Below are 11,861 nucleotides of genomic sequence, written 5' to 3'. Positions count from 1 at the left end.
ACCGATCAGCCCATCCGCTACAAGGGTGATGGGTCGGCGCCGAGCCCGTTCGACTACTTCCTGGCGTCGTCGGCGCTGTGCGCGGCGTACTTCGTGAAGGTGTACTGCGTGGCGCGGGACATCCCGACCGAGAACATCCGCCTGTCCCAGAACAACATCGTCGACCCGGAGAATCGCTACAACCAGATCTTCAAGATCCAGGTGGAGCTGCCGGAAGATCTCTCCGACAAGGACCGCCAGGGCATCCTGCGTTCCATCGAGCGTTGCACGGTGAAGAAGGTCGTCCAGACCGGCCCGGGCTTCGAGATCGAGACGGTCGACAACCTCGACGAGGACGCCCAGGCATTGCTGATGGCGGAGCCGCCGGAAGGGCAGAGCACCTGGATCGAAGGCAAGGACCTGCCGCTGGAGCAGACCATTGCCAACATGACGGGCCTGCTGAATGATCTCGGCATGAAGATCGAGATCGCCTCCTGGCGCAACATCGTGCCGCACGTCTGGTCGCTGCACATTCGTGATGCCGCCTCACCGATGTGCTTCACCAACGGCAAGGGCTCGACCAAGGAGAGCGCGCTGTGCTCGGCACTGGGCGAGTTCATCGAGCGCCTGAGCTGCAACTTCTTCTACAACGACCAGTTCTTCGGCGAAGCCATCGCTGACAGCGAGTTCGTGCACTACCCGAACGAGAAGTGGTTCCAGCCGGGCCCGAATGACGAGATCCCGGAAGGTGTGCTGGATGACTACTGCCTGGAGATCTTCAATCCGGATGGCGAGCTGGGCGGCTCCAATCTGATCGACACCAATTCCGGGCGTGCGGATCGTGGCATCGTGTCCCTGCCGTTCACTCGCCGTTCGGACGGTGAGACGATCTACTTCCCGTCCAACCTGATCGAGAACCTGTATCTCAGCAACGGCATGAGCGCCGGCAATACTCTGCCGGAAGCCCAGGTGCAGTGTCTGTCCGAGATCTTCGAGCGTGCCGTGAAGCGCGAGATTCTCGAGCAGGAACTGACCCTGCCGGACGTGCCGCAGGAGGTGCTGGCCAAGTACCCGGAAATCGTCGAAGGCATCGAGGCGCTGGAAGCCCAGGGCTTCCCGATTCTGGTCAAGGACGCCTCGCTGGGCGGCCAGTTCCCGGTGGCCTGCGTCACGCTGATGAACCCGAAGACCGGCGGTGTCTTCGCCTCCTTCGGCGCGCACCCGAGCTTTGAAATTGCCATCGAGCGCAGCCTGACCGAGCTGATGCAGGGCCGCAGCTTCGAGGGTCTCAACGACTTCATGCCGCCGACCTTCAACTCGCTGGCCGTGTCCGAGCCGAACAACTTCGTCGAGCACTTCATCGACTCCTCGGGTCTGGTCTCCTGGCGCTTCTTCAGCTCCAAGACCGACATCGAGTTCGTCGAGTGGGACTTCTCTGGCAGCAATGAAGAAGAAGTCGCCAACCTGTTCGGCATCCTCGATGAGATCGGCAAGGAGGCCTACATGGCGGTGCACGAGGATCTTGGCGCGCCGGTGTGCCGTATCCTGGTGCCGGGCTATTCCGAGGTCTATCCGGTCGAGGACCTGGTGTGGGACAACACCAACATGGCGCTGGATTACCGCGAGGACATCCTCAATCTGCATCGTCTCGATGATGAGCAGCTGGCGGACCTGGGCGAGCGTCTCGAAGAGAGCCAGCTTGATGAGCACATGGACATCAAGACGCTGATCGGCATCGAGTTCGACGAGAACACCATCTGGGGCCAGCTGACGATTCTCGAGCTGAAACTGATGATCAACCTCGCGCTGGGTCAGCACGAGGACGCGCTGGATCGCGTCGAGATGTTCCTGCAGTACAACGACAACACCGTCGTGCGCGGCCTCTATTATCAGGCCATGAAGGCGGTGCTGGAGATCACGCTGGATGACGAGCTGGAGCTTGAGGACTACCTCTACAACTTCCGCCGCATGTTCGGGGAAGACACCATGGCTGCCGTGGTGGGCTCCGTGCAGGGCGAGGTTCGCTTCCATGGTCTGGAGCCGACCAACATGCAGCTGGAAGGGCTCGATCGCCACCTGCGCCTGATCGAAAGCTACCAGAAGCTGCACGCCCATCGTGCTGCCCTGGCGGCCAAACAGGCCTGATGCTCGCCTGTTGAATCCCGTGGCATGACAAGAACGGCCCCTCACTGGATGGTGAGGGGCCGTTTTCGTAGCCGGGCGCTTATTTTCTGTGCTCATGGCACAGGGCTCAGGGCACAGGGCTTCAGGGATCAGGGCAGCACCTGCTGCCCCTCCGCCAGACGCTGACAGCATTCAATGATCTGCTCGCGGATCCAGCGATGCGCGGGGTCCTTCTGATAGCGGCGATGCCAGCTCAAGTGGAAGGGGAAGGAGGCGAAGGCGACGGGCGGTGCCACACGGGTGACGGCGAACTGGCGGCAGAAGTGCTGGCATAGCCCGGTGGGCAGGCTCGCGATCAGTGGCGAGCGCTCCAGCAGCGAGGGCACGGCCATGAAGTAGGTGACCGCCAGGGCCACCTCACGCTTGAGCCCCTGACCCTCGAGCTGCTTGAAGATGCCGCTTTTCAGGCGGGTGTGGGGTTGCACCAGCACATGGGCGTGCTGCTCGAAGTCCGCCTTTGTCATGCGGCCCTCGTTATCGAGACGCTCCAGCAGCGGATGCCCGTTGCCGACCAGGCAGTCGATGCCTTCCGTGATCACTTCCCTGACCACCAGATTCTCGGGCGGATCGACCTGACGGCCGAAGGCGAGGTCCGTCGTGCCGCTCATCACGCCGGCTTCGCTCATGTCCTGCGAGAGGCGGCGTACCTGGAGGGTGATGCCCGGCGCCTGTTCACGCAGGATCGTCGCCAGTTGCGGCAGGATCAGCACCTCGAAGTAGTCGTTGGCGGCGATCTCGAAATGACGGCTTTCGGTGGTGTGGTCGAAGTGCCGCTCGCTGTTGATCAGGCCATCGAGGTCGGTCAGCGCCGCCTCGATGGTCGGAAACAGGTGGTCGGCCTTCTCGGTAGGACGCATGCGCTGGCGGTCGCGGATGAACAGCGGGTCATTGAACAGCTCGCGCAGCCTGGAAAGCGCCGCGCTCACCGAGGGCTGACTCAGGTGCAGACGCTCGCCGGCGCGGGTGACGTTCTGCTCCAGATACAGCGCATGGAAGGTGCGCAGAAGGTTGAGGTCGTAGTTGAGCTTCATGATGACTACCAGAGCAGGCGGAGTGTCTCGGCTGCACTCGTGCGAGTGAGCACTATTTGTCTGGATGATAGCAGCTATCCGTACTATCGATTATCACGATGGCAAGTTCAGGCGGTAGGGTAGTGATCAGCATGACGAGTGATCAGAATACGTCGAGCGATCCAAGCGACCCACAGGAGTGAGCCATGAATGATGTGAAGCGGACACAAGTCGAAGGGGAAAAGATCGTGCTGATCACCGGTGCCTCCAGCGGTATCGGTGAGGCCACCGCACGTACACTGGTCAAGGCCGGGCACAAGGTCGTCGCGACCGCCCGTCGCAAGGAGCGCCTCGATGCGCTGGTCGATGAACTGGGCAGCGACAAGGTGCTGGCGATTGCCGCCGATGCGACGGACTACGATCAGCTCGCCAAGGTCATCGAGCAGGCCGTCGCTCATCATGGGCGTCTGGATGTGGCATTCGCCAATGCCGGCACCGGCGTCAGCCAGCCAGGCACCGAGAATGGCGATCCCGAAGAGTGGAAGCGAGTCGTCGACATCAATATCAATGCGCTGCTGTGGACCGCCCACGCGACCCTGCCGCATTTGAGAGAGAGCAAAGGTCACTTCATCCTCACCAGTTCCGTGGCCGGCCGCGCCAACCATGCGGGCTCCATCTACAGCTCCAGCAAGTGGTTCGCCTACGGCTTCGGGCAGAACCTGGCAATGGAAATGGCCGAGTGGCAAGGCCGCTGCACCACCATCACCCCGGGCATGGTCAATACCGCCTTCTTCGACCAGCCCAAGCCGGACAAGCTGGACCCGCAGGATGTGGCGGATGCCGTGCTCTACGCCATCAGCGCCTCGCCGCGTGCCAATATCCGCGAAGTGCATCTGATGCCAACTTACTGATCTGGCAAGTCAGGCCTTTCACAGCTGATCTGCTACAGCGGATGAGCATGGCCATCTTGAGCTGAGCGACATGCGCACTATTTATCTCAATTATAGTGGCTATCCGGGCTATCGATTATGCCGATGATGGTGAGAGCAGTAGCCTTGATTCAACACAGGGCGAGCACCATTTAGTGACCATCACGTGGTGACCATCACGTCGCCGACATCTTTCGTGAAGTGACCATTGCGGGCTATCCCGCACGTAGAGGAGAGCAACATGAGCAAGGTTCTGGTAGTAGTGACCTCCCACGATACGCTGGGTGACACGGGCAAGAAGACGGGCTTCTGGCTCGAAGAGCTGGCGGCCCCCTACTACGTCATGAAGGACGCCGGCATCGAGGTGACGCTGGCCTCTCCCAAGGGCGGTCAGCCGCCGCTGGATCCGGCAAGCCAAGGCGAGGATTTCCAGACGGATGCCACGCGTCGCTTCGACAAGGACGCCGCAGCTCAGCAGGACCTCGCCACCACCGCCGTGCTGGCAGACATGAAGGTCGAAGACTTCGACGCTATCTTCTACCCGGGCGGCCACGGTCCGCTGTGGGATCTCACCAACGACGCCGACTCCATCCGTCTGATCGAGCAGTTCCACGCGGCTGGCAAGCCGGTCAGCTCCGTCTGCCACGCCCCGGCAGTGCTGCTGAACGCCCGCAAGCCGGATGGCACTCCCTTCGTGGACGGTGTGCGTGTCACCGGCTACACCAATGGCGAAGAAGAAAGCGTCGGTCTCACCAGTGTCGTGCCGTTCCTGGTCGAAGATGCCCTGCAGCAGAAAGGCGGCATCTATGAGAAGAAGGCCGATTTCACCTCCTTCGCGATTCAGGATGGCCTGATCATCACCGGTCAGAATCCGATGTCCTCCGAAGGTGTCGCTGAGCTGCTGATCGACAGCCTCAAGAAGTAGATCGGGCGAGTCGGGCAGCATGAAAAACCCCGCGACCGGGTCACCGGTCGCGGGGTTTTCGTATCCATTGCGTATTGAATGGCTGGATTTACCCCAGAGCGGGAGCTCGAGGTGTCAGTCCATGCCTGCCTAGTGGCGTCATCATCGGCTTGCCGGTGACGGGGTCGGGCGAGATGTGACTTTGCATGCCGAAAACGTCTTTCACCATCTCGCGCGTCAGGACTGTCTCAGCGCTGCCATGGGCGTAGATGCGGCCCTCGGATAGTGCGATCAGCTCGTCGGCGTAGCGTGCCGCCAGGTTCAGTTCGTGCAGCACCATCACGATGGTCGTGCCTTTGGCATGGTTGAGATCTGTCAACAGGTCAAGCACTTCCACCTGATGATTGATGTCGAGAAAGGTGGTCGGCTCATCGAGCAACAGGATGTCGGTCTGTTGCGCGAGGGCCATGGCGATCCAGACGCGTTGGCGCTGCCCGCCGGAGAGCTCATCTACCGGGCGCTCCGCCAACGAGGCGGTATCCGTGGCGTTGAGGGCTTCCAGCACGGCGCTATCGTCCTCATGACGCCAGCGCTGGAACAGCTTTTGATGGGGGTGACGCCCGCGACTGACGAGGTCGAGCACCGTGATGCCTTCCGGTGCGATCGGTGATTGAGAAAGCAAGCCCAATCGCTGTGCCAATTGCCGGGCCGGCAAGCGATGGATCGACTTGCCGTCCAGCAGCACCTCGCCACGGGTGGGTGTCAGTAGCCGTGAGAGCGTGCGTAGCAATGTTGACTTGCCGCAGGCATTTGCCCCCACGATGGCCGTTGTCTTGCCCGACGCGATGTCGAGATCGATACCGGAAAGGACCGGACGTTCGGCATAGCCAGCCGCGAGGTCTGTCACGCCAAGGCCTGAAGTGCAGGAAGAAGGCTGCGTCATGAGGATGCTCCGCGCTGGTTTTCACGAATCACGAGATAGAGCAGGAAGGGCGCACCGAGCACACCTGTCACCACGCCCACTGGATAGCGGGCCGGGAGTAGAAATTGTCCGATGAAGTCTGCGATCAGCATCAAGAGTGCACCGATCATCGCTGCTGGCACCAGCACGGAACCCTGATGGTGAAACAGTCGTGTCGCGACAGGGCCGCTCAGGAAGGCCACGAAGGCGACCGGGCCAGCTATGGCAGTTGCGCAGGCCACCAGACCGACAGCGGAAATGATGATGCCCAGACGTGTCATGGATAGCCGCACACCCAATCCGGCTGCCATATCATCGCCCATACGCAGGACTTCCAGATTCCGGCCCAGCAGCAACAGGATGCCCCCCAGCAGGCCAAACACGCTACCCAGCGGCACCACCTGGCTCATGGTCACGCTGTTGAGACTGCCCGTCATCCAGCGCAGGGCCTCCTGAAGTGACCAGCTGGGTGCCTGGGTCAATACATAGGCGGTGATGCTCTGCAGCATGGCGCCCAGCCCGATGCCTACCAGAATCAGGCGTGCACCGGCCACGCCATTGCGCCATGACAGTGCGTAGATCAAGCCCGCGACGCCCAGCGCTGCCAGTACCGCGATCACTGACACGGCAGTGCCACTCAGCGACAGCATCACGATGGCGAAGACCGCAGCAGCGCTGGCACCGGCACTGATGCCGATGATGTCCGGGCTCGCCAGCGGGTTGCGCAGTAGACTCTGGAAGGCGGCTCCGCCCAGACCAAAACAGCCACCTGCCAGCACCGCGACCAGCGCGCGAGGCAGACGCAGCTCGCCCACGATGAAGCTTGCACCTGCGACCGGCTCTCCCCACAGCACACGCAGTACCGTCAGTGGGGAGATAAAGCTTTGGCCTTGTACCAAGGTGAGGCTGAAGGCTGTCACCAGGACCGCGAACAGGCACCAGGATTTGCGCCTTCTGGCATCCTGGCGAGATTTACGCAGTACCCGCATATCCCGGTGGCCGCAGCGGGCGCGTGGGCGTAGGGGCTTCAGGTGGGGCCGGTGAGGGTCATCAAGCGATGCGTGCATCACATGCTGCGCCGTCTCATCCACAGGTTGGGATGAGCGACGAGAAGAAAAGGCAGTCACAGTGATTTCACCTTGTGGCGACGTACGATCCAGAGAAAGACGGGGGCGCCAACCAGCGCTGTCATGATGCCGACATCGAGTTCGGCAGGGCGGGCGATCAGCCGGCCCGCGATATCGGCCGACGTCAGCAACAGCGCCCCGGCCAGCGCCGACAGCGGAACCACCCAGCGGTAATCACTGCCGACTATCAGACGGCAGAAATGCGGCACGACAAGGCCGACAAAGGCGATGGGGCCACATACGGCGGTGATGCCGCCGCAGAGTAGAATCGCCCCCAGCGCCGCCATGAGGCGGACAAGAGCAACGCGCTCGCCGAGCCCACTGGCCATGTCATCACCGAGCGCGAGCATGTTCAGCTTGCGTGCTGAAAGCGCGCAGATCAGCAGGCCGCTGATCACGAAGGGCAGGGCAGGCGTGACCTGATCCAATGTCGCGCCACCCACGCCACCGATCAGCCACGACTGGATCAAGCCTCCGATGTCGGCGCGCGGCAGGATGATGGCCGAGGTCAAGGAACTCAGTGCTGCTGACACGACGGCACCGGATAGCGCCAATCTCAATGGGGTGGCGCCACCTCGGCCGAGACTGGCGATCAGATAGACCACCACGGCGCTTGCGCCCGCCCCGACAATGGCCAGCCACAGATAGTCACTGGCCTGCTCGATGTTGAACCAGGCGATGCCGATCACCACTGCCAGAGCGGCACCGGCATTCACGCCAAGTAGCCCCGGGTCTGCCAGCGGGTTGCGGGTCAATCCCTGCATGGCTGCCCCTGAAACGCCCAGCGCCGCTCCAGCCATGATGGCCAGCAGCGTGCGCGGCAGACGACTGGCGACAGCCGCCTCCGCCATCGTGTCGAGAGAGCCATCCAGCAGCCCGATGATATCGGCCCAGCTCGTCGCCCGTGCGCCGAACATCACTGACAGCACCACGACAGCGCCCAACGCCAGCACCAGTCCCAGCATCCCCAGCCAGCGCCGCTTGCGGGAAGCGGCGCGCCCGGTGAGGTCAGTCGGCCTTGTTGGCGGCGATGGACAACAGGTCAACATAATCGTCGAGTACCCAGGGAATCGAGAGGGGTGTGGGGTTGGCGGCCGTGCCCATCGGGCCGTTTTCCAGCAACACCACGGCGTCCTGCTGGATGGCCGGCAGGCGTGAGGTCAGCAGGTGCTCATTGAGGCGGTCGACCAGTGCCTGGCCGCCATAGGTCAGCACGATATCGACATCGGCCAGCTCATCGAGGCGCTCTGCACTGATCTGACCGGCAAAGCGGCCAACGACGGCGGTCTCGGTGACGAACTGCGGCGAGACCATGCCCAGCTCGTGGAAGAAGCGCACCCGGGCATCGTTGTCGTTGTAGAAGGCGATGCGGCTCAGATTGGTCGGGTCGATATGGCTGATCACGATGATCGACTTGCCCTGGATCTCCGGGTGACTTGCGACATTCTCGGCGACCTGCGCCTCGAGACGCTCGATCAGCGCTTCGCCTTCGGCGGCCATGCCCATGCCGGCACTGTCGAGGCGAATCATGTCACGCCAGCTGGAAGACCAGCGCGGGCCAGGACGAGCCACGACAGGGGCGATCTTGCTCAGGGTGTTGTAGTCGGCCTCGCTGAGTCCGGAATAGGCAGCGAGAATCACGTCCGGCTCGCTGGCGGCCACGGCCTCGAAGTCGATGCCATCCCCTTCGTCATACAGATTGGCGGCGTCACCACCCAGTTCGTCCAGACGTGCCTTGACCCACGGCATCATGCCGTCGCCATCATCATCTCCGAATGCCTGGCGGGGGAAGCCCACCGGCACGACGCCCAGTGCCAACGGCACTTCATGATTGGCCCAGGCGACGGTGGCGATACGTTGGGGTTTCTTCTCGATGACGGTGGTACCGAAGGCATGTTGGATGGTGAGTGGATACTGAGCCGTTGTTTCGGTGACATCTGAGACAAGCGAGGAGGTGTTGTGGGTGTCAGCCTGTGAAGGGTGTGACTCGTGTGCCTGGGCGGCAGGCATGAAACAAGTGGCCATGACGGCCAGGCCAATGGCGCAGGAAAGTCGCGTGCGTCGCAAGGGAGAATCCTTTTGTGATCGTGTCGCGGTGGATACCGCCATCAAGATGAGACCAGACAGACCCTGTCGGTGTGGGCCTGTTTGGTCGTCGGATACAGAGAATGTTCGTACAGGGAATGCTCGACTCAGAAGTCGTAGGTCATGCTCAGCAACGCACTACGCGGCGCGCCGTACAGGTACTGGCTGTAGAAGCCCTGCTGCGTGTAGTACTCCTCATCGAAGAGGTTGGACACGTTGAGCTGGGTGCTGAAGTTGTCATTGAAGCGATAGCGCGCCATGGCGTTGGCGAGGAAGACATCGCCCTGGCCGACCTTCTCGCTACCGGTGGGCGTGTCGGTATTGCGATAGGTATCGCCCTGCCAGGTACCGCCGGCACCCAGGGTCAGGCGTGACCAGTCGCCGGGCAGCTGCCAGGTGGCATAGACCTTGGCCTGCTGGCGCGGATAGCTGGTATTGAGCTGGCTGCCATCGGAGTCCTCGGCATCCACCAGTGCGTAGCTGGCGGAGAGGTTGATGCCGGGAGCGACTTCACCGGCCACTTCCAGCTCGAAGCCCTCGACCACGGCGCCGTCGGACTCGGTGTAGGCCTGATCGGTGGTGCCGGCGACATAGACGCCGGGGATCTCGACGGCCAGATTGTCCTGCTCGCTGCGGAAGACGGCGAAGGAGACGTCAGCACGGTCCTCGAACAACGCCGCCTTCAGGCCCGCTTCATAGCTGGTGCCCTCGAGCGGGTCGAGCAGGGCGCCATCGGGGGCACGTTCGCTCTGGGTGTTGAAGATCTGCGTGTAGCTGGTGTAGGCGGTGAGGTTGTCGGTAATGTCGACGATCAGGCCGGCATAGGGCGTGAACTCGTCGTTGTATTCATAGCTGCGCTCGCCACGGTAGTCTTGGTCGATCTCCCAATCGGTCAGGCGGGCACCGAGGATCAAGTGTACGGGGTCTGCCAGCGAGAAACGCGTGACGGCGTAGAAGCCTTCCTGCTTGGTCTCGGTGTCGTCCGTCAGGCCCCACTCGCCCCATTCGGGCTCGGCCAGTGCCGGGTCGTCACGATCAGTGAAGCTGCCTAGCGCCGGCACGGCGCTCGCCGGGGTGCGGCTCCAGATCTCGTACTCTTCCTTGAGCTGCATGTAGCCAAAGCCCAGCTGGTGCTCACGACCGAGCAGCTCGAAGGGACCCTCGGCGCTCAGATTCAGGTTCTTCTGGGTGCGATCACCGCGATAGTCGACCAGATACGAGGTCGTCGGTACCTGACGATTGCTGTCGTAGTAGAGGATGCCATTGTCACGATCCACATAGCCGCCACGGTAGTTGTAGGTCAGCCCGTAGTTGGCATCACCATGACTGTAGGCGGCGGTCGCCTTCCAGCCGTTGGCGAAGTAGTGGGTCAGGTCGGCGAAGCCGCGCGTGTTCTCGGTGAAGAAGTGCGCCCATTCGGTATTGTTGGCGACCGACTGGTCGAAGTCGGTGCGCGTGCCGTCGGTGTAGTAGAGCGGCACGCCCAGATAGGCGCCATCCTGGTCATAGCGCTGATACTCGACCCCGACGTTCAGCTCGGTGTCAGGCGTCAATTCGGCGGCGATCACCCCGTAGAGGGTCTCGCGGTCATTCTCGACATCATCCATGAAGCTGTCGGAGCGGTCCTTGGCGGCCACGAAGCGCACGCCGACCTTGCCGGCATCATCCAGCGGCGTGCTGACATCCACCACGCCACGTCGTCGGTCCCAGCTGCCGACAGCGCCTGTCACGCTGGCCGCGGCTTCGTCCAGCGGCTTCTTGCGCACGAAGTTGACGGTGGCGGACGGGTCGCCGACGCCTGTCATCAGGCCGGTGGCCCCGCGGACCACCTCGACGCGATCATAGATGGCGGTGTCCCACTCGGCGTCGCCGAACGGCCAGAAGCTGCTGGTGTTGCTCTGTTGGCCATCGAACTGGAAATTGCGGATGGTATAGCCGCGCGACTGGAAGCTGGCGCGGGTACCGTCCAGGCGATTGGAGGACACGCCCGGCAGGCGGTTGATCGCCTCCGTGGTGCTGGTCAGCGCCTCATCATCCATCTGCTGGCGGGTCAGAAAGCTGACAGACTGCGGTGTCTCGCGTGGCGACAGGGTCAAGCCATTGGCGCTGGTGCTGGAGTCGACCGTATACGCCTGAGTCTCTTCCGTGGTACCGCCTTGCGCCTCGCCGACGATGGTCATCGCCTCAAGTGTGCGAGTCTCATCCGCGATAGCGGTGGCACTGAGCAGTGACGAGGTCGCGAGCGCAATGGAGAGGGCGAGTGGCGAGCGAGTGAAACCTGGACGGCGGAGTGAGTGAGCCAAGACTGTGTTCCCTAGTTGTTTATAATAATCATTATTATTTACCCGCTGGCGGCACTTTTGTTTTGCGAAATGCCAGACACGCTTTGCGGGATGCCAAGAATGAAAATTTCGGGGAACTTCATGAGCCCGGCATGGTGCTATCGGGCGAGGGGTCTGGTCATGCGGCAGGCCAGAGGCGGCTGCCGGGCCACTCATGCAGGCCATGCATGCGGGCCACGTGTTCGACACATTCAGGCCACGCACGCAAGCGTCATACTGAAACGCCCCGCGACCGTTCATCCGGTCGCGGGGCGTTTCGTTTCAGAACTGTTGCTCTTTGTCTTGCCCCCACTGTCACGCTAGTTGGAGTATCAGCGGCTGTTAGACTCTGAACCATATG

The 11,861-nt window shown here is 62.1% G+C and carries 9 protein-coding genes; 3 read left to right on the top strand and 6 right to left on the bottom strand.

The window, feature by feature from the left end; all coding sequences use genetic code 11:
- Nucleotides 1–2,124 (top strand): OsmC domain/YcaO domain-containing protein (locus AC4FAH_RS10315; protein ID WP_490245983.1); only part of this gene is annotated, 2,124 nt, incomplete at its 5' end.
- Nucleotides 2,125–2,252: 128 nt separating this feature from the next.
- Here the strand turns inward: AC4FAH_RS10315 and AC4FAH_RS10310 are convergent.
- Nucleotides 2,253–3,194, bottom strand: a complete 942-nt coding sequence (locus AC4FAH_RS10310) for a LysR family transcriptional regulator (protein ID WP_490245982.1) — start codon at nt 3,192–3,194, stop codon at nt 2,253–2,255.
- 185 nt (nt 3,195–3,379) lie between these two features.
- Between AC4FAH_RS10310 and AC4FAH_RS10305 the strand changes: the two genes are divergently transcribed.
- Together AC4FAH_RS10305 and AC4FAH_RS10300 are read left to right on the top strand one after the other, a co-directional pair.
- Complete coding sequence (locus AC4FAH_RS10305; protein WP_286989505.1) at nt 3,380–4,084, top strand: SDR family oxidoreductase; 705 nt, start codon at nt 3,380–3,382, stop codon at nt 4,082–4,084.
- 259 nt (nt 4,085–4,343) lie between these two features.
- Nucleotides 4,344–5,027, top strand: a complete 684-nt coding sequence (locus AC4FAH_RS10300) for a type 1 glutamine amidotransferase domain-containing protein (RefSeq protein ID WP_286989506.1) — start codon at nt 4,344–4,346, stop codon at nt 5,025–5,027.
- An 88-nt stretch (nt 5,028–5,115) separates the two neighbouring features.
- Here the strand turns inward: AC4FAH_RS10300 and AC4FAH_RS10295 are convergent, their stop codons facing one another.
- From AC4FAH_RS10295 to AC4FAH_RS10275, 5 genes are all read right to left on the bottom strand, one after another.
- Nucleotides 5,116–5,949: an ABC transporter ATP-binding protein gene (locus AC4FAH_RS10295; RefSeq protein WP_286989507.1), complete on the bottom strand. Its 834-nt coding sequence runs from the start codon at nt 5,947–5,949 to the stop codon at nt 5,116–5,118.
- Entirely contained in the window at nt 5,946–6,956 is a 1,011-nt protein-coding gene (locus tag AC4FAH_RS10290) for a FecCD family ABC transporter permease (RefSeq protein WP_286989508.1), read from the bottom strand. The genes AC4FAH_RS10295 and AC4FAH_RS10290 overlap by 4 nt, the downstream gene beginning before the upstream one ends.
- 134 nt (nt 6,957–7,090) lie before the next feature.
- On the bottom strand, nt 7,091–8,059 hold the full coding sequence (locus AC4FAH_RS10285) for a FecCD family ABC transporter permease (RefSeq protein WP_286989509.1): 969 nt from the start codon (nt 8,057–8,059) through the stop codon (nt 7,091–7,093).
- Between the two features lie 43 nt (nt 8,060–8,102).
- Entirely contained in the window at nt 8,103–9,161 is a 1,059-nt protein-coding gene (locus AC4FAH_RS10280; RefSeq protein ID WP_339927346.1) for an iron-siderophore ABC transporter substrate-binding protein, read from the bottom strand.
- A 125-nt stretch (nt 9,162–9,286) separates the two neighbouring features.
- Nucleotides 9,287–11,482 carry a TonB-dependent siderophore receptor gene (locus AC4FAH_RS10275; protein WP_286989511.1) on the bottom strand — a complete coding sequence of 732 codons (2,196 nt, stop codon included), beginning with the start codon at nt 11,480–11,482 and terminating at the stop codon, nt 9,287–9,289.
- Between the last annotated feature and the right edge of the window lie 379 nt (nt 11,483–11,861).

It is taken from the genome of Cobetia sp. (assembly GCF_983723665.1).
The sequence above is the reverse complement of the archived record's forward strand: the minus strand, read 5'-3'. Positions and strand labels throughout refer to the sequence as shown.